Below are 23,238 nucleotides of genomic sequence, written 5' to 3' on the forward strand. Positions count from 1 at the left end.
TACGTGCCATCCTGACCAGGTGAACGGACCCGAGATCCACATCGCGTTCGCCCCCGAGCTGGGCCTCTTCGTCCCGCACGGGCGGCGTGGGCCTGCCACCGAGGTCGTCACCGACGGCTCCTCGACGCTCGGGCATGTCGTCGAGTCGCTGGGCGTGCCGCTCACCGAGGTCGGGGCGCTCGTCGTGGACGGACGCGCCGCGGCCCCCTCGCATGTTCCGGCCGCCGGCGAGTCCATCGAGGTGAGGCCGGTCGAGCGGCCGCAGCAGGTGCCCGGCGCGCCGCTGCGCTTCCTGCTGGATGTGCATCTCGGCACCCTGGCGCGCCGGCTGCGGCTGCTGGGCGTGGACGCGGCCTACGAGTCCACCGACATCGGCGACCCGGCGCTCGCGGCCCGCTCGGCGGCGGAGCGGCGCGTCATGCTCAGCCGCGACCGTGGGCTGCTGCGCCGCCGCGAACTGTGGGCGGGCGCGTTCGTCTACAGCACCCGGCCCGAGGAACAACTCCGCGACGTGCTGCACCGGTTCGCACCGCAGCTGCGGCCCTGGACACGGTGCACCGCCTGCAACGGGCAACTCCGCGACGCCACCAAGGAGGAGGTCTCCGACCAGCTCGAACACGGCACCCGGCGGTCGTACGACGTCTTCGCGCAGTGCGGTGCGTGCGGGCGCGCCTACTGGAAGGGCGCGCACCACGAACAGCTGGAGGCCATCGTGGAGCGCGCCCTCACCGAGTTCCCGAGCCGGACCTAGCGCTTCGCCCTCACGTCACCCTTCGCACAGGCCACCCCGTCCTTGCTCGGGTCGAGGCCGAGGGGATCGTCCTTTCCGTTGACCTTCAGTCGTCCGTAGTCGTTCGCCGCGAGCCAGGCACAGCGTGCCGCCGTCGTCTTCCCCACCTGGGGCGGGAACACGGTCGGCACGCACACGTTGGCCGAGCCGTAGTGCCGGTCGCAGCCGGAGAGCGTCGTGCTGACCTTCTGCGACGTGCGCCTCTTCGCCGGGGCCGCGGTGCCGCCCGCCGGGGAGTCGGCGAAGGAGTGGACGTGCGCCGAGGCCGTGTCCGCGCTCAGCGCGGCCGGGCCCTGGAGGTGGACCCACTTCGCCACCGACGGGACGCCGTGGGCGTCGACCGCGAAGAGCATGTACCAGCCGGGCGGGGCCAGGTCGGGATTGCTCGTCACGTTCAGGTCGACGTTGTCCCCGTCCACCGACAACGGCAGGTCCACGAACCGCTGGTTGGGGTCCGAGGAGTGGGTGACCGCCGCGGGGCGGATCAGCTCCGCCTTCGCGATGGGCCGGTCGACGGTGATGCGCTGCGTGGTGCCGTACGTCCACTCGTCGTCGATCACGGAGGTGATCGTCGGTCGTGAGCCCTTGAACAGGTACGGCGGCGAGTAGATCGACACGTTGTGGTTCCACGTGCCGTTGCCGGGGTTGTCGCCGGTGGCCATGATGCGCCCGTCCGGCAGCAGGAAGGCGGAGGAGTGGTAGCCGCGTGACTCCGGGTCGGCGGCCACCGGGTCGAAGGCGGAGGTGTCCGGGTCGAAGATCGACGCCTCGTGGACGGGATCGGCGCGGTTGTGCAGGCCCCCGCCCGTCTCCAGGACCTTGCCGTCGGGCATGAGCACCGCGGAGACGTACATCTTTCCCTGGTCGCCGGTCTCGGCGACGGGGCCGGCGCCGAGGTCGACGGTGCCCTGCGGCAGCGGCGGCCCGGCGACGTACCGCGGGTCGGCCTGCTTGAGGTCGATGATGTCCGTCAGGCGGTTGGCGTCCGGGTTGGAGTCGATGTTGCCGCCGCCGATGGTCAGGACCCTCTGGTCCTGCGCCGGGGGCAGCAGCACGCTCGCCGACTGGTCCCGCTCGTCCTTGTTCTGCAGGCCCGGGATCTGCGTGACGGTGTTGGCGCCGTAGTCGTAGATCGCCGAGCCGGTGCCCGGGATGTTGTTGCCGAAGACGTGGCTGCCCGAGTAGAACAGGCGGCCGTCCTGCATCAGGATCATCGACGGGTACAGGCCCCAGTAGGACCAGGTCTGGTTGACCTTCCACAACGGCAGCCACTGCTGTTCGGCGTCCGACCAGTACTCGGCCGTCACCGAGCCCGTGGAGTCCTCGCGCAGCCCGCCGAAGGAGATCACGTCACCGCTGCCGAGTTCCGTCGCCGACGGGTACCAGTGCCCGTCGTTGAGGTCGTTGGTCCTGGTGTACGTCTCGGTCTTCGGGTCGAAGATGTACGAGTCCTTGAAGCCCTCGTAGCCGTGACCGCCCACCACCGGGTAGGCCTTGTTGCCGCTCATGACGAGCACACGCCCGTCCTGGAGCTGCACATGCCCGGCGCAGAACATGTCCTTCGGGGTCGGGATCACCTTGTACGAGCCGTTCGACGGGTCGTAGACCGCGCTGGTGAAGGTACCCGCGGCGAAGTTCTCCTCGCTGTTGCCGGAACCCGCGATCAGCAGGACCTTGCCGTTGTTGAGGACGACCGAGTGCATCGAGCGGACCGGGTTCTGCGTGGGCAGCACCGACCAGCTGCCGTTCGCGCACTGGTCCGGCGTCCCCGTGCACTGCGCGGGCGGCGGCACATCGGCCACCTGTTCCATCGAGTAGTCGTCCGTGGTCACGGACCCGGTGCCGTACACCGAGACACCCCAGGTGATCATGTCGGTCCCGGACGGCACCTCGGGTGTGCGGACGCTCGCCTGTGCCCAGCCCGCGCTGATGTCCAGCGTCTTGAGATCGGTCCAGTACTGCCAGCCCTCGCTCGCGTCGTGCCGGAACAGGGTGACCGCGGTGTCGGGGGTCGTCGATCTGTACCAGAGCGAGAGGTCGTACTGCTTGCCCGGCGTCACGACGGGCGCACAGCTCGCGGACTCGGTGATGAGCGCCTTGCGGTCGCCGTCGACACGCCGGGTCAGCTCGACCTTCATGGCCTTGCCGCCCGAGTGGGCGTCACCGGTGGTGGTGAAGGTGAAGTCGTTGTCCCCCCAGCCGGACTTCTCCCAGCAGTACGGCATCCCGTCGCTGCCGGCCGTCTCGAAGCCCGGGTTCTTGACGAGGTTCGCGGCCGACGCGGGCTGCGGCGAGGTCAGGATCAGGCCCATGGTCAGTCCGGTCACGGCCATCAGGGCGGTTCTGCGTCTGCGGAGAACACGGAGTCTTCCTGCGGTCTTCACCTGGACCTCCTGGCGCTGCGGCCCGCACCGACGGGCGCGGTTCGGCTGTGGGCCTTCGCGGCGCCCCGGCGCTTGCTGCCGCCCCGGCGCGGCAGATAGACGAGCGCTTCGGTCCCCACGAAACGCAGGACGAACGTCATCACCAGCGCGAGCGCGGTGGCGGACAGCGCTCCGATCCCCAACTCGTGCACCAGCAGCGCGATCAGCGGGATGCGCAGCAACAGGTCGGCGTTGGCGATGAGCGCGAATCGGCCCACCCGGTCCCACCAGCGGCGGTGCCTGCGGCGCTCGCGGAACAGCAGGTGCTCGATGAGCAGGAAGTTCCAGGCGAGGCCCAGCTGGTTGGCAAGGATCTCGGCCGGCACGTAGTGCAGACCGAGCTCGGTCAGCGCCCACAGGCCGAACAGGTTCGGTACGAAGCCGGTCGCACCGATCAGCCCGAAGGCCACCATGCGCGCCGCGGGCGAGGCGGTGCGCAGCCCGAGCAGATGGCGCAGGAAGCGGAAGCCCTCCTGTGCGGTCGACTTGGACTCGCCGGCGAACCGGTCCTGGAAGACGAACGGCACCTCGGTGACGCGGCGCGGTCTGCTGCGCACGGCCAGCTCGAACAGGATCTTGTACCCGAGCGGCTGAAGGATCTCCGCGGTGACCGCGCTGCGGCGGATGGCGAAGAAACCGCTCATCGGGTCGCTGATGCCGCGCAGCTTGCGTGGGAACAGCGACTTGGCCAGCCAGGTCGCACCGCGCGAGACAGCGATCCGGTAGCCGCCCGCGAGTCCGGCACGGCTGCCGCCCTTGATGTAACGGGAGGCCACCACGAGCCCGGCGTTCGCGCGCTCGCCGGTGCCGACCAACTCCGGTACCAGGGACGGCGGATGCTGAAGGTCCCCGTCCATGACCACGATCCAGTCGGAACCGGCCGCCTTGAAGCCCTCGACCACCGCCCCGCCGAGCCCGCCGGCCGGCTCCTCCCGGTGCAGCACGGTGACCGGGAACGGGCAGTCCTGCGCCTCTCGGAAGATCACGTCGGGGGTGTCGTCGGTGGAGTCGTCGACGAAGACGACCTCGCAGGGAAGCCTGCCGGGCACCGACTCGTTGATCCGCCGGAGCAGCTCCCGGATGTTCGCCGACTCGTTGAAGGTGGGCACGACGATGGTGACGGCGCCCGGCTCGGGCACCTCGGCGGCCCGTACGGCCGGATCGCCGAGCTCCCCGGGAACGGTGGATTCGTGCGTCATCGGTCGCCTCCCGCGGCCTGGTCGATCCTGCGGATCTCGATCCGGTCGTCCCCGGTGCCGAAGGTGGCGACCGGCGTGGAGTGCTCGATCGCGGCCTTGACGTTCGGCAGGTCGACCGCGTCGCGCCGTACCGTCGGGGAGGCGACGACGTAGTCCAGGGCGCGCCAGCCGCCCGGCATGGTCTTGGTGACCGCCGGGTCGAGGTCGGCCTTGTAGAACCAGATGACACCCAGCCCGGGGCGGTATCCGGCGTGGACGAGGTCGAGCCAGAGCGCGTCGTCGACCAGGACCCTGGTGTGCTCCGGGTCCGGCACCTTGTGGGTGAGCCAGCGGGAGGCACCCCGGTAGGGGGCGTTGGCGTCGGCGGTGACGGCGGTGCGGTCACCGTCGTACCAGCGCGGCACCACGTAGGCCCCGGCGGCGGCCACCAGCAGCGCCACCAGGGTGTACCGCAGCCAGGTGACGGAGCGCGACCCGGTCCGCCACCTGTTCAGCACCAGGTGGACGACGCTCGCGGCGCTGCCCGCCAGGACCAGCGCCAGGAACGGCAGGGCCTGGATGACGTACATCGCGGGCAGATAGCCGCTCGGCCGCATCGCGACCAGGGTGAGGATCGCGACCGCGAGCGCCGGCCCGGCCAGCGCGCGCGCCGTGACCGACCAGCGCCAGGCCAGCAGGATCAGCAGCGCACCGGCCAGCCCGCCGAGCGGCAGCACACGGTCGTAGTAGAGCCAGGAGTGCAGCACTCCGTACGAGCCGGAGCGGGGGTCGAGGATGAACCCGGACCCGGCCCTGCTCATCTGGTAGATGATGCCGTCCCACAGCGAGACATGGCCCGCACCCGGCAGCAACTCCCCCTTGAGCAGGGCGAAGAGGGGGTACGACAGGCCGATCAGGGCGCAGGCGGTGACCGCGCCGGTGAGCGCGAACTTCCGCGTGTCCCGGTGGCTGTGGCGCCACATGGTCAGGAAGACGGCGGGCAGGACGACGAGCATCGTCTCCTTGGTCAGGACGCCCGCCGCCGCGGCGAGGCCGGCACCGAAGTGGTGCCACAGATGGCGGCTCGGGGAGGCGGCCAGGGTGAACGCGAGGAGCATCCACACCACCGCGATGTTGTCGAGGAAGATCTCGCGCTGGAGCACCACCGACAGCGGGGAGAGCCCGAAGAGGACCATGGCGAGCCCGGCGGCCCACAGCGGCAGCAGCAGACGTCGGGCGAGGACATGGACAAGGACCGCGCTCACTGCGCTGACCAGCAGCATCGCGAACCGCATCGAGCCCACGGTCATGAGTTCGGGAGCGATGCGGGCGGGAATCCAGGTCAGCAGGGCGATCTGCACCCAGCCGAACGGCGGGTGGTCGTACCAGTACGTGTAATGGGCGAGCCCGTGGCCGTTCTGCACGGCCCACGCCTGGGCGAGATAGGTGCCCTCGTCGTCGCTGAGCGTCGGATAGGCGGAGATGTTCCAGCCCTGCACCGCGAGGATCGCCGCGAGCAGCAGTCCGCACACGATCAGATCGGGACGGGAGCTGCGGAAACGGAACGCGGGACGCGGCGCCGGGACGGTGACGGGGACACGTGTGTCCTGCGCGGGGACCTCGGTGCCGGTCGCCGCGGGAAGAGTGGAGGTCACGCAGCAACGTCCTCTCGGGACGGGCGGATCACGTCGGCCGCGGTCAGATGCGCGCCCACGTGGCTGGTCAGCTCCCAGTCGTTGCGGCCGCGCTGTTCGCGCCAGACAGCACGGACGGCCGCGCCTGCAAGGAGCACCTGGTAGAAGGGGCCGCCCACGATGAGCTTCACATAGTGGATGAAGCGGACACGCAGCCCGTACTGCTTGCCGAAGTCATGGAGCCCCACGACCTCGAAGACGAAGGTCACGGCGGCCGTGACGAGAGGAAGGAAGGTGAGGAAGGCGATGCCGACCGGAACGTCCAGGAAGAGGGCGATCGCGGCGTTGAGCGGAATGACGACACCCGAGAACGCCTGCAGGAACGGGGTCATCAGCGTGTAGCGGGCGAGCAGGCGCTGCCCGAAGCCGGAGAGCTGCTTCCAGTCCTTCTTGCGGTAGACCTGCAGAAAGCCCTGGTTCCAGCGGGTGCGCTGCTTGAGCAGCGACATCAGCGAGCCCGGGGTCTCCTCGCGGGTCACCATGTCGGAGTCGTAGGCGACGACCACCTTCTTCCCGACGCTGGACAGCCGCACTCCGAGGTCGCAGTCCTCAGCCAGGCAGTCGGGATCCCAGCCGTCGGCTTCCCGCAGGACGCCGGTCCGCACGAAGACGGTGTTGCCGCCGAGCGGGATGAACCCCTTCTGCGCATGCAGGTGCAGCCGGGAGCGGAACCAGAAGAAGTACTCCAGGCAGTTACGCAGGCTGTACCAGCTGGAATGGAAGTTGATGAGCTGCACCCCGCCCTGGACGACGTCCGCGCCCGTGGTGCGGAACGCGTGGTCGACGTGGGCGAGCAGTTCGGGATGCACCTGGTCCTCGGCGTCGAAGACCCCGACGACATCGCCGCGGCAGTGCGGCAGCGCCGTGTTCATGGCCTTCGGCTTGTTCTTCTTCTCGTGGTGGTCGACGACGACACACACGCGCCCGTCGCGGGCCGCGGCCTTCCGGGCGACCTCGGCGGTATCCGGGTCGTCGTGCCCCACGATGACGATGATCTCGAAGTCGGCGTGCGTGGACTCGAGCAGCCGCTGGATCGTGTGGTCGAGCACGGCCTGCTCGTGTCTCGCAGGCAGCAGCAGCGAGAAGGACAGGTGCTCACCGCCGTCCGGGCTGCCGAACCGGGTGGAGGCCAGCACTTCGGGCGTACGCCACGCGTGCATCTGCCACCACAGGGTGAAAGCCGCCATCCAGAACAAGGCCAGCGAAACAGCGGCTATGAAGACAGACGTCAGCAACAGATCCCCCCAGATCCCCAAAACCCCCTGCCGCGACAACGTGGCACGCCTGTCGCGGAACGATGGAGAGACTAGGTGGGAACTGTGAAGTCCTGGAGCTCTTCAGATAAATAGTGTGTTTCGGGATGGACGCCCTTCTGGTGCGATCTGCCCCGGAGCAGGACCGCTCGCGTCGGCGGAACCGGATCCTCCCTTATGCCTCTGCGCCGCTCAGAGCCCCGCGCAGCCGCTCCGGATCGGTGGTCGGGGCGTCGCAGGTGAAGTTGCGGCATACGTACGCGGCCGGTTCGTCGCCGACCAGGACCCGGTCGGCGAGGAGCGGCAGTTCCTCGCTCCCCGGAGTCCCCACCGCCACCACCGCGCCCGGGGCGGTACCCAGAAGTGCCGTGCGATGCAAGGTCCTTGTGGCCGGATCGTCGAGAGCCGGACCGACGACCGCGACCTCGCGGGGACCGTCGAGGAACGCCTCGGCGACGGCGAGCCCCCAGCCGACGAAGCGGGGCACACGCGGCCCGAGCGCCTTGACGACGCCCAACGCCCGCTCCGCCGCGGTGCGATGGGGTTCGGAACCGGTCTGCGCCGCGTAGGACAGCAGGGCACCGGCGGCGGCGGTCCAGCCGGACGGGGTGGCGTTGTCGGTGGGGTCCTGGGGACGGCGGATCAGCTTCTCCGCGTCGGCAGCCGTGTCGTACAGCGCACCGCTGTCGTCGGTGAAGCGGATCAGCACATGGTCCAGCAGGAACCCGGCGAACTCCAGCCAGACGCCCTCGCCGGTGACGGAGGCAAGCGCCAGGAAGCCCTCGGCGACGTCGGCGTAGTCCTCCAACACCCCTGTGTGGGAACCGACCTGACCGTCCCTCGACGTACGGGCCAGACGCGCGCGCTCGTCCATGTGCAGCCGCACGAGGAGGTCGGCGGCGCCGATCGCGGCCTCCACGAGGTCCGGGCGGTCGAAGTACGCGCCGGTCTCGGCGAGTGCCGCGACGGCCAGACCGTTCCAGGCCGCGACCACCTTGTCGTCCCGCCCCGGTGCAGGACGTTCCGCCCGGCTCGCGAGCAGACGACTCCGGATCGACGCGATCCGCCCGGCATCGACCACGCCTTCCTGCTGGGGCAGTTGGAGAACGGAGCTGCCGTGCTCGAAGGTGCCCTCGTCGGTGACGCCGAAGTAGCGGGCGGCGAGTTCGGCGTCCTCGGGACCGAGCACCTCCTCGAGCTGTGCAGGGGTCCACACATAGGCGGCGCCCTCGACGTGGCGGCCGCTTCCGTCGTCGCTGTCGGCGTCGAGTGCGGAGGCGAACCCGCCCTCCTTCGTGCGCAGTTCGCGCACCATGAAGTCGGCGGTCTCGACCGCGACCCGCCGGGCGAGCCCGGAGCCGGTGGCCCGCCACAGATGGGCGTACACGCGGCACAGCAGGGCGTTGTCGTACAGCATCTTCTCGAAGTGGGGCACGACCCAGTCGCGGTCCACGGAGTAGCGGGCGAAGCCGCCGCCGAGCTGGTCGTAGATCCCACCGCGTGCCATGCGCTCGCAGGTGTCCTGCGCCATCTGGAGGGCGCCCTCGGAGCCGGTGCGGGCGTGATGGCGCAGCAGGAACTCCAGCACCATGGACGGCGGGAACTTGGGAGCGCCGCCGAAACCGCCGCGCTGCGGGTCGTACTCGCGGGTCAGGCCGAGGAGCGCCTGAGCGAGCTCGTCCGCGGCGGGGGGCCGCGTGTCGCCGTACTCCAGCTCCCGGCCGGCGAGATCCCGGACGATCTTCCCGGCGACCTCCGCCACCTCCTCCTGCCGGTCGGCCCACGCCTGCCGGACGCCTTCGAGGACCTGGCGGAAGGCGGGCATGCCGTGCCGGGGGGCGGGCGGGAAGTACGTGCCGAAGTAGAAGGGCGCGGCCTCGGGGGTGAGAAAGACGGTCATCGGCCAGCCGCCCTGCCCGGTGGCGGCCTGGACGGCCTCCATGTACACGGCGTCGACGTCCGGTCGCTCCTCGCGGTCGACCTTGACGCTCACGAAGTGCTCGTTCAGATATGCCGCCGTCGCCCCGTCCTCGAACGACTCGTGCGCCATGACGTGGCACCAGTGGCAGCTGGAGTAGCCGACGCTCAGCAGTACGGGCACATCGCGCCGCCGCGCCTCCTCGAATGCCTCTTCCGACCAGGGCCACCAGTCGACCGGGTTGTCGGCGTGCTGGAGGAGGTAGGGGGACGTTTCATGAGCCAGTCGGTTCGGCATACCTCCATCCTGCCCGACACGGCCCGTTCGATCGCACCACGACGTGACCGTCTTCGAAGCGGCCGCACCCAGGAGTTCCACCGCGCGCCGAGATCCCCCACGAGGTGGCCCCCGGGACCGGCGGGACGGCCGCGCACACCACACGGGTGATGGGGCAACCGGACCCGAATCCTGATCGTCGGCACCCTCGCGCCGACGCCGTCCTCGAAGGACACTGAAAAACAATGGAGTTGACGCCGGAGGGGGACGTGACATGCGGGACAGCCATCGGGCTGAAGCCGAGCGGCTGTTGGCACGGGCCGTTGAGGAGGAGGTGCGGCGCTCGGGCGGCCGCACGGAGGGGACCGTCCTGCTGTCGCGGGCGCGCGGAGCCCTCGACGCGATGGCGCAGACGGCCTCGGAAGAGTACGAGGTGTACACGCGGGCCCTCGACGAGGCGGAGGCCGGCCGGCTGACGTTCGGGCAGCGGTACGCGAAGGAGGGTGCGGGAACGGCGCTCCTGGTGGCGGCCGTCGCCGCGGTCGCGGCCTGTGTCGCGGACCTCGCGCTGGGCACGGACGGCGGCACCGCGCTGGGCACCGGGGCGACCGTCGCGGTCGTGGGCGCCGCGGCCACGGTGGCCAAGGTGACGGCGTCCCATCTGCCGGCGGCCAGCCGGCGGGCCGGTGAGCTCGGTCGGCCGGGCGGCGCCGAGCAGCTGCGCCTGCAGTGGCTGACCGCCCTGGAGGTGCGCGGCATCCGCCCCTTCCTCGACCAGCAGAAGGTGCTCACCTCGACCACCCAGGCCAAGGCCTCGCCCCGGCTGCGCCGCACCGACAAGAGCGCTGCGGCGCTCAGGCGCACGGTGCTCGAGCAGTCCTTCGGTCAGCTTCCCGACCCCGTCGCCTCGTTCGCGGGCCGGCGCACGGAGCTGGCCAGGATCCGGCAGTGGGTACGGTCGGCCCGTGCGGGCACCGAGACCAAGCCGTCGGTGGTCGTGCTGCACGGCCCACCGGGCTCGGGACGCACATCACTCGCGATCCACGCCGCACACGACCTCAAGGACCACTTCCGCGGTGCCTGCGTGGTGGACCTGCGCGGGGACAGCACCGAGGAGCAGCCGCTGTCCACCCGCGACGCCCTGCTCCATCTGCTCAACCGGCTCGGCGCGCCCCGCGAGCAGCTCCTGTTCCGTGAGCGCTCCGCCCCCGACCACCAGGTCAAGCGACTGAGCGAGCTGTACCACCAGCATCTGACGGAGCTGCCCGTCACGATCGTGCTGGACGACGCCTTCGACCCGGAGCAGGTACGCACCCTCCTGCCCGAACGGTCCGAGAGTCTGGTGCTGGTCACCACCCGGGAGCCCCTGGACCTGCCGGAGGACCTGCCGGCCTACGTCCACCAGCTCCCGGTCGGGGGGCTGGACGCCGCGGGCGCCGAGGATCTGCTGAACGCGGCGGCCCAGGACGGCTCGGAACCGTACGACGCCGAGGCCGCCGACCGCACCAGGGAGCTGTGCGGCGGGCTGCCGCTGGCCCTGCGCATCGCCGGTTCGTCGCTCGGCCCGCGTTCCCCCCGCCGACTGGCCGCGGACCTCGCCGCCTACGGACCGGTGGGGCCGGTGGAGCGCGCCCTGTGGTTGCGCTACACCGACCAGCCGGAGGCGGCCCGGCGGCTGCTGCGACGGCTGGCGCTGGCGGGCCGTGCCTCCCTCGGCGCGGCCGCGGCGGCGGCCCTGCTGGCCACGGACGATCAGGACGCGGCCCGGTATCTGCAGACGCTGGCCGGCGCGGGCCTGATCGACCACGTGCGCGGCAACCGCTACCGCCTGCACGACCTGGTGCGGGGCTTCGCACAGGCACGGCTCCTCGACGAGGAGGAGCCGGCCGAGCGCACGGCCGCACAGGAACGCCTGATCGTGAACTACGCGGAGCTGGCGGACTCCGTGCTGCGACTGGTGGACGGCAATATGTCGACCCGCTCGGACCGCTTCGGACCGCACGGCTTCACCTCCCTGGACGCCGCGCTGCGCTGGCTCGACGACGAGTCGAGCTTCATCACCGCCACCCTGCGGCACGCGGAGGGCGTCGACCAGGCGGCGGTGCTGAACCTCCTGGGCGCCCTGTGCGACTACTGCCTGCTGCGCGGCGACCTCTACCGCCTGGGCGAGATCAGCGAGCTGACGCAGGCCGTCGACCAGGGCCTTCTGGTGCGCTCGGTGCAGTGGCGCACGGGTATCGCGGCACGCCAGCTGGGCGAGCTGGACAAGGCGCGGACGACACTGGCCGCGGTGGTGGACCTCTACTTCGAGGCACACCACGACGCCGGTGCCGCCAGGGCGCTGTGCTCCCTCGGCATCACCCTCCACCACCAGGGCAACCTCACCGAGGCGGCGGCGAAGCTCCAGGAGGCGATGGACCTCCAGGCCGCCCCCGAACTGGCGGCGGACCGGGCCTGGACGATGCACGCGCTCGCAGCGGTGGAGCGCGACCGGGCTCGGCTGAACCAGGCGCTGGAGCTGCTCACCGGGGCCCTGGTCCTGCACCGGGAGAACGAGTCGGTGCACGGCGAGGCCTGGGCGCACTTCCAGCTGGGCCAGCTCGCCCTGCGCATGGGGGACGTGCCGCGCGCGGAGAGCGAGCTGCGCACCGCGCTGGATCTGTACACCCGCACCCATGACGCCCGCGGCGAGGCCTGGGCACTGACCCAGCTGGCCCGCGCCCGCCTGTTCGCCGGAGACACGTCCGCGGCGGCCGAGGACCTGCGGCGGGCCGCCACGCGCCACCGGGAGAACGAGGACGCCCGCGGCGAGGCCTGGACGGTCTACTACCTCGGCCAGGCCCTCGAGGAAGCCGGCGACCTCGACCAGGCGGTCCGTGATCTGGAGCGCGCACGCACGATGTTCTCGCGGATGCGGGACGTCTACGGCCTGGCCTGCGCCCGGCATCACTCGGCTCGGGTGACCCGGGATCAGCGGGCGGCCAGGACCGGCTCGCTGCGCAACTCCGGCTTCGCCCGCCAGTTGCTGGTGGACGCGAAGGCGGACTTCCAGCGCATCGGCGTGGCCCACGGCGAGGCCTGGACGTGCCTGGAGCTGGCGGTCGTGGACGCCGGGAACGCCCGTACGCAGCAGGCGCTGGCCCTGTGCGACGAGGCGGTGGACCTCTTCACCTCCTACGGCGACCGCAGGGGCGAGGACTGGGCCCGTTTTCTGCGCTGCACCCTTCTGCCCTACGCCTCACCGGGTGGGGCCGAGGTGGGCACGGCCGTCGCCCAGGAGGAACTGGCCCAGCTCGCACGCGCGTACCACCCGGCGAGGGACGACAAGCTGGACGACTACCTGGCGGCGTACGGGCTGCTGCTGGAGCGGGGTGTGAGCCTGGAGGGCGGCTGGCAGGCGTGGCGCCTGGGGATGGTGCCGGGTCGGCATGCGCGCGAGGTCATGGGGGTGCCGATGACCGCCGGGCGCTGACGCACCACCCCCAACGGGGGCTGCGCCCGGCGTCCGCCGTGCACAGCCCCTGGGATACCCTGGTGGGCCCTCAGCCCCGCTGGGTCTTGGGCGCCCCGACCGAGCCGGGGTCCTTCCGGCCGGCCTTCTCGGCGCCGCCGGAGGTGTCGTCCTCGGCGTTCACCTGGAAGTCCACCTTGCCCATGTGCTTGTTCATGGACTTCATCAGGCGCCACACGGCCAGTGCCATCGCCGCGAAGACGATGAAGCCGAGGACACCGGGAGTGACCTTGTTCTGGTCCACCTCGGCGAAGGTGACGAGGTGCGTCATTGCCAGGCTTGCGCTTGCGCTCATGTCAGGCATTGTCCCTCAGGGCTAGCGGATGCCTGCAAAGAGGTCGTCCTCCGGGAGGGAGGTGTCCACGAGGGACTTCGCGAGCTCGTACTCCTCCGTGGGCCAGACCTCCTTCTGGAGGTCCATCGGGACCCGGAACCAGCCCCCGTCGGGGTCGATCTGAGTGGCGTGCGCGATCAGCGCCTTGTCACGGATCTCGAAGAAGTCCGCGCACGGGATGTGGGTGGTCAGCGTGCGCTCGACGCGCTCCATCTCGCTCCACCGCTCCAGCCACTCCCCGTACGGCGACTCGAGACCGCGGTCGAGCATCGCGTGGTGCAGCGCCTCGGTGCGCGGCCGGTTGAAGCCCTGGTTGTAGTACAGCTTCAGCGGCTGCCACGCCGGGCCGAACTCCGCCTCCGGGTACTTCTCGGTGTCCGCGGCACCCTCGAACGCCACCATCGAGATCTTGTGGGTCATGATGTGGTCGGGGTGCGGGTAACCGCCGTTCTCGTCGTAGGTGGTGATCGCCTGCGGACGGAACGCGCGGATCTTGCGCACCAGCTCCCCGGCCGCCTTGTCGATGTCCTCCAGGGCGAAACAGCCCTCGGGAAGCGGGGGCAGCGGGTCGCCCTCGGGCAGGCCGGAGTCGACGAAGCCGAGCCACTCCTGCTTGACGCCGAGAATCTCCCGGGCCTCGTCCATCTCCTTCTTGCGTACCTCGTGGATGTGCTCCTCGATGTACTTGTCGCCCTGGAGCTTCGGGTTGAGGATGGAGCCGCGCTCCCCGCCCGTGCAGGTCACCACCAGCACGTCCACCCCCTCGGACACGTACTTCGCCATGGTGGCCGCGCCCTTGCTCGACTCGTCGTCGGGGTGGGCGTGCACAGCCATCAGTCGCAGTTGGTCAGTCAAGACTCGATCCTCAGTAAGTCGTCAAGTGCGCGCCCTGGGTGATTCGGCGCGATGAGCGGCTTCTATAGTGACCGAATCGGAGGGTGAAAAATTCCGGGACCGGTCCCGGAACGCCCCGTCCGGGGCGTCTGTCCCGGCCCCTGCCGAGAGGACGATCATGAGTACGGCGAGCACGGAGCTGCCCCAAGGGCGCTACGGCCGCTCCGCGGACGAGCGCGCCGACCGCACACTCAAGATCGTCGGCAGTGTGCTGGGCGTGGTGCTGCTGCTGGTCGTCGGCCTGTTCGCGTACCACTACGTCTTCCAGAACAAGATCAGCGGCGAAGTGATCACCTTCCAGGCCTCGCAGGACGCGGTCGAGGTGCACCTGGAGGTCCGCAAGGACGCGGACGCCACCGGCTACTGCACCCTGCGCTCCCAGTCCGCGGACGGCACCGAGGTCGGCCGCGCGGATTTCCGGTTCGACGGACACGGCACACGCATCGACAAGGTCGTCACCCTGCGCACCACGTCCCGGGGAAGCACGGCGGAGCTGCTCGGCTGCCACACGGGCTGACGTCACCCGCCCCACGTACGCGCTGACCTGCGTTGACGTAATTCTGATGGCTTATGTCCTCCCCCTTTGGCCGTTGAATTGTTAGGCTCGTGGTTTCGCCCACTCGTGAAGGACCGTTCTTCTGGGTAGGGCGATGCTTTGTATTCCCAGTACCGACGAGGAGCACCTGTGACCCAGACCAGCGAGAACGTCACCTGGCTGACCCAGGAGGCGTACAACAAGCTCAAGGACGAGCTTGAGCACCTTACTGGTCCTGCGCGCACGGAGATCGCCGCCAAGATCGCGGCTGCGCGCGAGGAGGGCGACCTGCGCGAGAACGGCGGGTACCACGCGGCCAAGGAGGAGCAGGGCAAGCAGGAGCTCCGTGTGCGCCAGCTGACCCAGCTCCTGGAGAATGCCCAGGTCGGCGAGGCTCCGACCTCGACCGATGGCGCCGTGGCCCCCGGCATGGTCGTGACGATCGCCTTCGACGGTGACGAGGACGACACGCTGACGTTCCTGCTCGCCTCGCGCGAGTACGCGAGCGCCGACATCGAGACGTACTCGCCGCAGTCCCCGCTCGGCGCGGGCGTGCTCGGCCACAAGGTCGGTGAGGACGCGCAGTACGAGCTGCCCAACGGCAAGAAGGCCTCGGTGAAGATCCTGAAGGCCGAGCCCTACCAGGGCTGAGCCTTCCACACCTCGGCGATGCCCCCGGCGCCCGCGCGGCACCGGGGGCATCGCCGTCCCCGGGGCGGCGCCCCGGGGACGCGGTCGCGTCAGGCTGTCGCGGAGCGGTACTTGCGCACCGCCAGCGTCCGGAAGATCACGACGATCACGACCGAGTAGATCAGGGACGCCCAGACGGGATGGGCCATGGGCCAGGCGTCCGACGGCGAGACGCCGGGGTTGCCGAACAGCGTGCGGCAGGCCTGGACCGTCGCGCTGAACGGATTCCACTCGGCGACGTGCCGCAACCAGGGCGTCATATGGGTGGTGTCCACAAACGCGTTCGAGATGAACGTGACCGGGAAGAGCCAGATCAGTCCACCCGAGGTGGCCGCCTCCGGCGTACGCACCGACAGACCGATCAGCGCGCCGATCCAGGTGAACGCGTACCCCGTCAGCAGCAGCAGACCGAACGCGGCCAGCACCTTGCCGGCGTTGGTGTCGCCGTTGGAGCCCACACGCCAGCCGACCAGCAGGGCGACGATCGCGAGGACGAAGACGGTCAGCGCGGTCTGCACGAGGTCCGCGAGCGTCCGCCCGGTGAGCACCGCGCCCCGCGCCATGGGCAGGGAGCGGAAGCGGTCGATGAGTCCCTTGTGCATGTCGTCGGCGATGCCCGCGCCGGCGCCCGCCGTGGCGAACGTGACGGTCTGGGCGAAGATGCCGGCCATCAGGAAGTTGCGGTAGGCCTCGGGGCTGGTGCTGCCACCGATCTGCATCGATCCGCCGAAGACATAGCTGAACAGCACCACGAACATGATCGGCTGGATCAGCCCGAAGATCACCATCTCCGGAATGCGGGTCATCCGGATCAGATTCCGCTTCGCGACCACCAGCGAGTCCCGGACGGACTGGCTGATCGGGTTCGCCGGCGCCGCGGCGGTCACGGTGTCGGTGACTGCACTCACTTGGCGCTCTCCTTCGTGCGCTTGCGGGCCTTGGGGTTCTCGGCCTCGCCGCTGTCCTCGGACTTCTGCTCGGCCATGTGACCGGTCAGCGACAGGAAGACGTCGTCCAGGGTGGGACGGCGCAGCCCTATGTCGTCGATCTCGATTCCGTGGGTGTCCAGCTCCCGGATGACCTCGGCGAGGAGCTTGGCGCCGCCGGTGACGGGGACGGTGAGCTTGCGCATGTGCTCCTCGACCGTGGTCTCACCCTTGCCGAAGCCGCGCAGGACGTCGGTGGCGGTCGGGATGTCCTCGCGCTGGTGCACGACGACCTCGACGCGCTCGCCGCCGGTGCGTGCCTTGAGCTGGTCGGAGGTGCCGCGGGCGATGACGCGGCCGTGGTCGACCACGCAGATCTCGTGCGCCAGATGGTCGGCCTCTTCGAGGTACTGGGTGGTCAGCAGGAGCGTCGTACCGCCGGAGACGAGCTGCTTGATGACCTCCCACAGCTGCTGGCGGTTGCGCGGGTCGAGACCGGTCGTCGGCTCGTCCATGAACATCACGGGCGGACGGACCACGAGCGCGGCCGCGAGGTCGAGGCGGCGGCGCATACCGCCGGAGTAGGTCTTCGTGGGGCGGTCGGCGGCCTCCGTGAGGTTGAACTGCTCCAGCAGCTCCGCCGCCCGCTGCTTGGCCGCCTTCGCCTTCATCTGGTAGAGCTGGCCCACCATCTGAAGGTTCTCCCGGCCGGTCAGATACTCGTCGACCGCGGCGAACTGGCCGGACAGGCCGACCGAGCGGCGCACCGCGTCGGGATGCTTGAGCACGTCGATCCCCGCGACGGTCGCGGTGCCGCTGTCGGGGCGCAGCAGGGTCGTGAGGCAGCGGACCGTGGTGGTCTTGCCCGCGCCGTTCGGCCCCAGGAGGCCCAGCACGGTGCCCTCCGGGACATCTAGGTCGACGCCGTCCAGAGCCCTTACGTCACCGAAGGTCTTCACCAGACCTTCGGCATAGATGGCGCCTGGCATATCAGTTCTCCACGTCGTTGGAAATTCGGGCAATGAGGGTACGATTCGGGCTTCGTCCGCTCGATGGGTTTTCCGCCCGCGCGGCCGCGAACGGCCGCGCGTGGGCACGGACCGGCGAGACGCTCACACCATAACGCGATGTATCGCGTCTCTCAATGCATTTTTCCACCGGGTCACGACAACGCCCCCCGACCTCAGTCGATGACGGTGTAACCCGCCTCCCGCAGTGCCCGGCCCACCTCGGCGCAGTGCTCCGGGCCCATCGTCTCCAGGTGCAGCTCGACCTCCGCCTCCGTGAGCCCGAGCCGCGGGTCGGTCCGTACGTGACTCACATCGAGGACGTTAGCGTCGGCCACTGACAACACCCCGAGAAGCGTCGCGAGTGCCCCCGGACGGTCGGTCACCCGCAGCCGGACGGCGAGGTAGCGGCCCTGCGCGGCCATGCCGTGGCGCAGGATGCGCTGGAGCAGCACCGGGTCCACGTTGCCGCCGGACAGCAGCGCCACCACCGGCCCCTCGAAGGTGCCGGGACCACTCAGCAGCGCCGCCACGGGACTCGCGCCGGCCGGCTCCACGACCAGCTTGATCCGCTCCAGGCACAGCAGGACCGCGGCGGACAGGGCGTCCTCCGACACCGTGCGGACCTCGTCGACCAGGTCCTCGACGATACGGAACGGCACCTCGCCGGGCCGGCCCACCCTGATCCCGTCGGCCATCGTCGCCGGGTTCTTCACCGGCACCGGGCGTCCGGCCGCCAGCGAGGGCGGGTACGCCGCCGCGCCCTCCGCCTGCACGCCCACCACCCGCACATCCGGACGCAGCGCCTTCACCGCGGTCGCGACTCCCGCCGCAAGCCCGCCGCCCCCCATGCCCACGACGATGGTGCGCACCTCGGGGCACTGCTCCAGGATCTCCAGACCCACCGTCCCTTGACCCGCGACGACGTCGGGATGGTCGAACGGATGGATGAGGACCGCGCCCATCTCGGCCGCGTACTCCTGCGCGGCGGCCAGCGTGTCGTCCACCACCTGTCCGTGCAGCCGTACGTCGGCGCCGTACTCGCGGGTCGCGCTGATCTTCGGCAGAGGCGCGCCCTTGGGCATGAAGACGGTGGAGTGCACCCCCAGCAGCGAGGACGCGAGGGCCACTCCCTGCGCGTGGTTGCCCGCGCTCGCGGCGACGACGCCCGCCGCCCGCTCCTCGGGCAGCAGCCCGGCGATGCGCACATACGCGCCACGCAGCTTGAACGAACCGGTCCGCTGGAGGTTCTCGCACTTCAGGTGCACCGGTGTACCGACCAGCTGCGACAGGTACCTGCTGCCCTCCATCGCGGTGACGCGCGCGACGCCCGAGAGCATCTTCTGGGCGCCCCGGACGTCGTCCAGCGTCACCGCGGGCAGGGAGTCGGCCGTGCTGTAGTTCATGACCACAAGTCTCGCAGTTCACGCCCGTCCGCAGCGGGTGTGACCAAGCTGTGAAACGGGTTTGCGCAGCGCCGGTACGCCCCGCGTCCCGGCCGCGTACCCTGTCCCCCAACCCAGCTTCCACGCATGAATTGAGCCCCCGGCCATGCCCACAACACCTGAAATGTCGATGGACATGTCGACCGTCGGTGACCCCGGTCTTCTGGACACGCTGCAGCACGAGGTCGCAGTGTTCGCACGCCGCGCCGAACAGACGCGGCTCGGCGGGGTCGGGCAGGTGCGCAACTCGATGGACCGCGCCGCGTACCTCCTGCTCAACCGCCTCGACAAGGAAGGCCCGATGGGCGTCAAGGCGCTTGCGGCGAGCATGGGCATCGACTCGTCGACGGTCACCCGGCAGGTGGCCCCGCTGGTCGACACCGGTCTCGTCAAGCGGACCTCCCACCCGGAGGACGGGCGCGCGGTGGTGCTGCAGCTCTCCCCGCGCGGACTGTCGCGCCTGGAAGAGGTGCGCTCCTCCCGGCGGCAGCTCATGGCCGAACTGACGCACGACTGGACCCCCGCGGAGCGCCAGGAGTTCTGCTCGCTCCTCACGCGCTTCAACGTGGCCCTCTCGGCCCGCCAGACGGCACAGGTCCTTCCGGGGAACGAGTCCCAGCAGCCGTCCTGAGTCCCGGGCGCTCCGTCCGTAGTCTCCCGGCACGCACGCGTGCGAGCGCTCCCCGGCTCTTGACCCCGGGGGCGCCACCGGTCTCATATGAGACCGGGTCCCTGTCGTACGCGCTCCGGCATCCCGCACCCGCGCCGTGCGGGCCCGGCCGCCTCCGCACGGCGCGGTCCCGACCCTTCATGGTCGCCCTCAGTCGGGAGGCGTGGTGCGAGAACGGCATGCGTCCCAGGAGGCCCGCCGGGCCCGGGACTTCGAGGCCTTCGTCGCGGGCGCGGCCGGACGGCTGCTGCACGCGGCCACCCTGCTCACCGCGGAGACCCAGGACGACAACCCGCGCGCCCGGCGCCTGCTGACGCTGGCACTCGCCGAGACGTACGCCTCCTGGGACCGGCTGCGCGGCGACGACCCCTACGACCGGACGCGCCAGCGGCTCGCCACCCGCTTCGCACGCGAGGCCTGGCACCGGCACGGGACCTTCGGCCGGCAGCGCAGGGAGCGGGGCGGCATCCTCGCGGGGCTGTCCCCGCGGGAGCGGCTGATGCTCGTACTGAGGCTGTACGAAGGTGTGACCGAGGAACAGACCGGGGCGCTGCTGGGACTGCCCGCCGAGCGGGTACGCGCGATCTGCGCACGGGCGGTGGCGACGCTGCTGCACCCGCAGGCCCGGCCGGCGCCCACGCTGCCCGTGGCGAAGGTGGCCCCGTCGTGACCGGCCCGGGCCGGAGAACGGGCGACGGGCCGGCCGGCCGCCCCGCACACGGGAACCGAGGTGACCGATGAATCTGCGCGAGCGTGACGCCGCCGTACGGCGGATGCTGGAGCGGACACCGCCCCCGGTGCCGCCCGACCTGTACCCGGAGGTGCTGCGGCGCGGCACCCGGATGCTGCGCCGCCGGACGGCGGCGCGCCGCCTGCTGTGGCTCACGCTGCTGGCCGCGGCACTCGCCTTCACGATCTGGGCGTCCGTGGCCCGGCCCTGGGCGGAGCCGCCGTCCACGACGACTCCGCCCATCAGCGGCTGGTGAGAACCGTCGGCTAGCCGAGGGCCTGCTGCAGGTCCTCGAGGAGGTCGTCGACGTTCTCGATGCCCACCGAGAGACGGACCAGGTCGGAGGGGACCTCCAGGGCCGAGCCGGCCGCGGACGCGTGCGTCATCCGCCCCGGGTGCTCGATGAGCGACTCGACACCGCCCAGGGACTCGCCGAGCGTGAACACCTTGGCGCGGTTGCAGACCTCGACCGCCGCCTCCTCGCCGCCCTCGACCTGGAAGGAGACCATGCCGCCGAACGCCTTCATCTGCTTCGCGGCGATCTCGTGACCGGGGTGCTCCGGCAGGCCCGGGTACAGAACGCGCGTCACACGCGCGTGCCGGGTGAGCATGTCGGCGATCCTGGCGGCGTTCTCGCTGTGCCGGTCCATTCGGACCGCGAGCGTCTTGGTGCCGCGCAGCACCAGCCACGAGTCGAACGGACCGGCGACCGCGCCCATCGCGTTCTGGTGGTACGCCAGCTGCTCGCCGAGCTCCTGGTCGTTCACGATCAGCGCACCGCCGACGACGTCGGAGTGGCCGCCCATGTACTTGGTCAGGGAGTGCACGACGACGTCCGCGCCGAGCGCGAGGGGCTGCTGCAGGTAGGGCGTCGCGAACGTGTTGTCGACGACGAGCCTGGCGCCCGCGTCACGCGCGATCTGGGCGACGACGGCGATGTCGGTGATGCCGAGCAGCGGGTTGGAGGGGGTCTCCACCCAGACGACCTTGGTCTTCGGGGTGAGTGCGGCTCGTACCGCCGACGGATCCGAGGTGTCGGCGACGGACCATTCCACGCCCCACCTCGAGACGACCTTCGCGAACAGACGGAACGTGCCGCCGTACGCGTCGTTCGGGATGACCACGTGGTCGCCGGGGCTGAGCAGCGTACGCAACAGGCAGTCCTCGGCCGCCAGTCCGGACGCGAACGCGAGACCACGGCGGCCGCCCTCCAGGGCCGCGAGGTTCTCCTCGAGCGCGGTCCTGGTCGGGTTGGCGCTGCGGCTGTACTCGTAGCCGCCGCGCAGCCCGCCGACGCCGTCCTGCTTGTAGGTCGACACCTGGTAGATCGGTGGGACGACCGCGCCCGTGAGGGGGTCGGCGGTGTTCCCCGCGTGAATCGCGAGGGTCTCGAAGTGCTGACTGATGTGCCTGTCGCTCATGTGCACCGAGGGTAGTGCTCCGGCGGCGGGGATGACGGACCTCGGGGACCCGGGCGCCGGGCGGGCGAGCCGGACCCGGAGAGCACGGCCCCGGAGCACCAGGACCTGGAGTGCGCGGCCCCGAAGCGCCTGGACCCGCAGAGCCGGACCCGGAGAGCACGGGCGGGACCAACCGGAGCCGGAGAGCCAGAGAGCCGGATCCGGGGAGCCGGAGCCGGGCAACAGGGGTGCGAGGCGCTGGGCGCGGCGACCGCACCCGATGCCCGTACCGGGCGGTGCGTCAGTGGTTTTCCACAGGCCCGGCGACCGGGTTGGCCAAGTGTCCGACCCGTCTGGTTCGCTGGAGGCATGGCGATTCTCTGGGTCCTGATGGCGGCGGCCATGTTCTGCGTGGTCCTGCTGCCCGTTCTCATGCGCAGGCGCGCGCGCATCCAGCAGGTGGCGCCCGGCCACCCGGACGCGGCGGACCCCGCGAACTACGGCTTCGTCCGCCAGGAGGAGCTGGACGTCCGCATGCCCGGCCCCGACAAGGACCTGCTGGACGTCCTGGACGTGGTGCAGCACACGCAGGACTACCGCGCCGCCGCGCAGCTCCTGGCCGGCACGGAGGCGGAGGGCGAGACGCGCTGGCAGCGTGTGCAGGCCTTCGCGGGCTCCGCGTCCCTGGAGCTGCAGATGCGGCCCGGAGGAGTGAGCGAGATCCCGGGCGGCCAGTGGCTGCGGGTGTGGCGGACCGAGGCCCCGAAGGACGCGGGCGGCGCTGCCGTTCAGGCGGAGTTCCTGGTGCAGCAGGCCTGGCGCACGTCGACGCCGGGCACGGAGGAGTTCCGGATCATCATGGAGGAGGCGCAGTCGGCCTGCGCGGAGGCGGCACTGCTGGCCCCCGGTGACCCGGTCCCCTACATCATCGAGCTCTCGGTGGCCCGTGGCCTCGGCTACCCGCGGCCGGAGTTCGAGCAGCTGTGGCTGAAGATCCTGGACCGCGCCCCGGCCCACATGGGGGCGCATCTGGCGGCACTGCACTACTGGTGCGAGAAGTGGCACGGCTCGCGCGAGCTGGCGTACTCCTTCGCGGAGGCGGCGGCCGCCCGCGCCCCGCAGGGCTCGCTCCTGGCGGCGATGCCCCTGTTCGCGGTCTTCGAGCACCTCCCCGAGGTGAACCTGGTCAGCAGCTTCTACCGGAGCGAGGTCGTGACCAAGGCGATCCACGGCGCGCTCTTCGCGGTGCAGTCGGCCCGGTCCGACGACCCCATGCTGGCGCACGTCCGCCACCTCCTGATCTTCTTCCTGGTCCGCAGCGAGCGCTGGCCGGAGGCGATGGCCCAGCTGGTCCATGTCGACGGTCATGTGGGTGCGCTGCCCTGGACCCTGAGCGCCGACCCGGCCGCGGACTACGCGATGTACCGGGCCCTGGCGGTGGCGGGGTTCGAGGCGAACGGCGGCAGCCCGGCGGCCCTGCCGCACTGAGTCCGCCGCCCGCGCCGCACGGCGGCCTGTCCTTGCCGCGACCCCGGGTGTCCGCCCCGGAATTCCGGGGCGGACA

Annotated in this window: 19 protein-coding genes; 8 read left to right on the forward strand and 11 right to left on the reverse strand. The window is 70.8% G+C overall.

Going from position 1 to position 23,238, the window contains the following annotated elements:
* The first annotated feature begins 19 nt into the window (after positions 1-19).
* Positions 20-751: a Mut7-C RNAse domain-containing protein gene (locus ACSHXN_RS16225; protein ID WP_355134499.1), complete on the forward strand. Its 732-nt coding sequence runs from the start codon at positions 20-22 to the stop codon at positions 749-751.
* Here the strand turns inward: ACSHXN_RS16225 and ACSHXN_RS16230 are convergent.
* The 5 genes from ACSHXN_RS16230 to ACSHXN_RS16250 all read right to left on the reverse strand — a co-directional run bounded on the left by ACSHXN_RS16230 (position 748) and on the right by ACSHXN_RS16250 (position 9,553).
* Positions 748-3,123, reverse strand: coding sequence for a galactose oxidase-like domain-containing protein (locus ACSHXN_RS16230; protein WP_438303271.1), 2,376 nt, complete (start codon positions 3,121-3,123; stop codon positions 748-750). The two genes, ACSHXN_RS16225 and ACSHXN_RS16230, sit on opposite strands and share 4 nt — an antisense overlap.
* Before the next feature lie 47 nt (positions 3,124-3,170).
* Entirely contained in the window at positions 3,171-4,412 is a 1,242-nt protein-coding gene (locus ACSHXN_RS16235) for a glycosyltransferase family 2 protein (protein ID WP_355796474.1), read from the reverse strand.
* On the reverse strand, positions 4,409-6,046 hold the full coding sequence (locus tag ACSHXN_RS16240) for an ArnT family glycosyltransferase (protein WP_438303272.1): 1,638 nt from the start codon (positions 6,044-6,046) through the stop codon (positions 4,409-4,411). The genes ACSHXN_RS16235 and ACSHXN_RS16240 overlap by 4 nt, the downstream gene beginning before the upstream one ends.
* Positions 6,043-7,320, reverse strand: a complete 1,278-nt coding sequence (locus tag ACSHXN_RS16245; RefSeq protein WP_355134492.1) for a glycosyltransferase — start codon at positions 7,318-7,320, stop codon at positions 6,043-6,045. The genes ACSHXN_RS16240 and ACSHXN_RS16245 overlap by 4 nt, the downstream gene beginning before the upstream one ends.
* Positions 7,321-7,513: 193 nt before the next feature.
* Positions 7,514-9,553, reverse strand: a complete 2,040-nt coding sequence (locus tag ACSHXN_RS16250) for a thioredoxin domain-containing protein (RefSeq protein ID WP_438303273.1) — start codon at positions 9,551-9,553, stop codon at positions 7,514-7,516.
* A gap of 253 nt (positions 9,554-9,806) precedes the next feature.
* Between ACSHXN_RS16250 and ACSHXN_RS16255 the strand changes: the two genes are divergently transcribed.
* Positions 9,807-13,004: a tetratricopeptide repeat protein gene (locus ACSHXN_RS16255; RefSeq protein ID WP_356111535.1), complete on the forward strand. Its 3,198-nt coding sequence runs from the start codon at positions 9,807-9,809 to the stop codon at positions 13,002-13,004.
* Between the two features lie 70 nt (positions 13,005-13,074).
* Here the strand turns inward: ACSHXN_RS16255 and ACSHXN_RS16260 are convergent, their stop codons facing one another.
* Both ACSHXN_RS16260 and mca read right to left on the reverse strand, forming a co-directional pair.
* Positions 13,075-13,347: a hypothetical protein gene (locus ACSHXN_RS16260; RefSeq protein WP_355134486.1), complete on the reverse strand. Its 273-nt coding sequence runs from the start codon at positions 13,345-13,347 to the stop codon at positions 13,075-13,077.
* Between the two features lie 12 nt (positions 13,348-13,359).
* Positions 13,360-14,232 carry a mycothiol conjugate amidase Mca gene (gene mca, locus ACSHXN_RS16265; RefSeq protein WP_438303274.1) on the reverse strand — a complete coding sequence of 291 codons (873 nt, stop codon included), beginning with the start codon at positions 14,230-14,232 and terminating at the stop codon, positions 13,360-13,362.
* 157 nt (positions 14,233-14,389) lie between these two features.
* Here mca and ACSHXN_RS16270 point away from each other — a divergent pair, with 157 nt between their 5' ends.
* Positions 14,390-14,788, forward strand: coding sequence for a DUF4307 domain-containing protein (locus ACSHXN_RS16270; RefSeq protein ID WP_355134484.1), 399 nt, complete (start codon positions 14,390-14,392; stop codon positions 14,786-14,788).
* 168 nt (positions 14,789-14,956) lie between these two features.
* Positions 14,957-15,457, forward strand: coding sequence for a transcription elongation factor GreA (greA, locus tag ACSHXN_RS16275; protein WP_355134482.1), 501 nt, complete (start codon positions 14,957-14,959; stop codon positions 15,455-15,457).
* A gap of 89 nt (positions 15,458-15,546) precedes the next feature.
* On the opposite strand, the gene ACSHXN_RS16280 is transcribed toward greA, so the two are convergent.
* From ACSHXN_RS16280 to ilvA, 3 genes are all read right to left on the reverse strand, one after another.
* Positions 15,547-16,404 carry an ABC transporter permease gene (locus tag ACSHXN_RS16280; protein ID WP_438303275.1) on the reverse strand — a complete coding sequence of 286 codons (858 nt, stop codon included), beginning with the start codon at positions 16,402-16,404 and terminating at the stop codon, positions 15,547-15,549.
* On the reverse strand, positions 16,401-17,411 hold the full coding sequence (locus tag ACSHXN_RS16285; protein WP_355134478.1) for an ATP-binding cassette domain-containing protein: 1,011 nt from the start codon (positions 17,409-17,411) through the stop codon (positions 16,401-16,403). Before ACSHXN_RS16285 ends, ACSHXN_RS16280 begins: the two co-directional genes overlap by 4 nt.
* 194 nt (positions 17,412-17,605) lie before the next feature.
* A complete protein-coding gene (gene ilvA / locus ACSHXN_RS16290; protein WP_438303276.1) occupies positions 17,606-18,835 on the reverse strand; it encodes a threonine ammonia-lyase in 1,230 nt (409 codons plus the stop codon).
* 163 nt (positions 18,836-18,998) lie between these two features.
* Between ilvA and ACSHXN_RS16295 the strand changes: the two genes are divergently transcribed.
* The 3 genes from ACSHXN_RS16295 to ACSHXN_RS16305 all read left to right on the forward strand — a co-directional run bounded on the left by ACSHXN_RS16295 (position 18,999) and on the right by ACSHXN_RS16305 (position 20,530).
* A complete protein-coding gene (locus ACSHXN_RS16295) occupies positions 18,999-19,505 on the forward strand; it encodes a MarR family winged helix-turn-helix transcriptional regulator (RefSeq protein WP_355134654.1) in 507 nt (168 codons plus the stop codon).
* A 205-nt stretch (positions 19,506-19,710) separates the two neighbouring features.
* Positions 19,711-20,214, forward strand: coding sequence for a sigma factor-like helix-turn-helix DNA-binding protein (locus tag ACSHXN_RS16300; RefSeq protein ID WP_355134474.1), 504 nt, complete (start codon positions 19,711-19,713; stop codon positions 20,212-20,214).
* 67 nt (positions 20,215-20,281) lie between these two features.
* On the forward strand, positions 20,282-20,530 hold the full coding sequence (locus ACSHXN_RS16305) for a hypothetical protein (RefSeq protein WP_355134472.1): 249 nt from the start codon (positions 20,282-20,284) through the stop codon (positions 20,528-20,530).
* A 10-nt stretch (positions 20,531-20,540) separates the two neighbouring features.
* Here ACSHXN_RS16305 and ACSHXN_RS16310 read toward each other — a convergent pair whose 3' ends face one another.
* Positions 20,541-21,695, reverse strand: coding sequence for a cystathionine gamma-synthase (locus tag ACSHXN_RS16310; RefSeq protein ID WP_355134470.1), 1,155 nt, complete (start codon positions 21,693-21,695; stop codon positions 20,541-20,543).
* Positions 21,696-22,043: 348 nt separating this feature from the next.
* On the opposite strand from ACSHXN_RS16310, the gene ACSHXN_RS16315 reads away from it, so the two are divergent.
* A complete protein-coding gene (locus ACSHXN_RS16315) occupies positions 22,044-23,162 on the forward strand; it encodes a hypothetical protein (RefSeq protein WP_355134468.1) in 1,119 nt (372 codons plus the stop codon).
* Positions 23,163-23,238 lie beyond the last annotated feature (76 nt).

It is taken from the genome of Streptomyces sp. HUAS TT11, from assembly GCF_051553595.1.
Lineage (GTDB): Bacteria > Actinomycetota > Actinomycetes > Streptomycetales > Streptomycetaceae > Streptomyces.

Coding starts and splice junctions, on each gene's coding strand:
- ACSHXN_RS16230 (WP_438303271.1), bottom strand. CDS start 3,123: ATGGCCGTGACCGGACTGACCATGGGCCTGATCCTGACCTCGCCGCAG.
- ACSHXN_RS16235 (WP_355796474.1), bottom strand. CDS start 4,412: ATGACGCACGAATCCACCGTTCCCGGGGAGCTCGGCGATCCGGCCGTA.
- ACSHXN_RS16250 (WP_438303273.1), bottom strand. CDS start 9,553: ATGCCGAACCGACTGGCTCATGAAACGTCCCCCTACCTCCTCCAGCAC.
- ACSHXN_RS16255 (WP_356111535.1), top strand. CDS start 9,807: ATGCGGGACAGCCATCGGGCTGAAGCCGAGCGGCTGTTGGCACGGGCC.
- ACSHXN_RS16260 (WP_355134486.1), bottom strand. CDS start 13,347: ATGCCTGACATGAGCGCAAGCGCAAGCCTGGCAATGACGCACCTCGTC.
- ACSHXN_RS16270 (WP_355134484.1), top strand. CDS start 14,390: ATGAGTACGGCGAGCACGGAGCTGCCCCAAGGGCGCTACGGCCGCTCC.
- ACSHXN_RS16285 (WP_355134478.1), bottom strand. CDS start 17,411: ATGCCAGGCGCCATCTATGCCGAAGGTCTGGTGAAGACCTTCGGTGAC.
- ilvA (WP_438303276.1), bottom strand. CDS start 18,835: ATGAACTACAGCACGGCCGACTCCCTGCCCGCGGTGACGCTGGACGAC.
- ACSHXN_RS16295 (WP_355134654.1), top strand. CDS start 18,999: ATGTCGATGGACATGTCGACCGTCGGTGACCCCGGTCTTCTGGACACG.
- ACSHXN_RS16305 (WP_355134472.1), top strand. CDS start 20,282: ATGAATCTGCGCGAGCGTGACGCCGCCGTACGGCGGATGCTGGAGCGG.
- ACSHXN_RS16310 (WP_355134470.1), bottom strand. CDS start 21,695: ATGAGCGACAGGCACATCAGTCAGCACTTCGAGACCCTCGCGATTCAC.
- ACSHXN_RS16315 (WP_355134468.1), top strand. CDS start 22,044: ATGGCGATTCTCTGGGTCCTGATGGCGGCGGCCATGTTCTGCGTGGTC.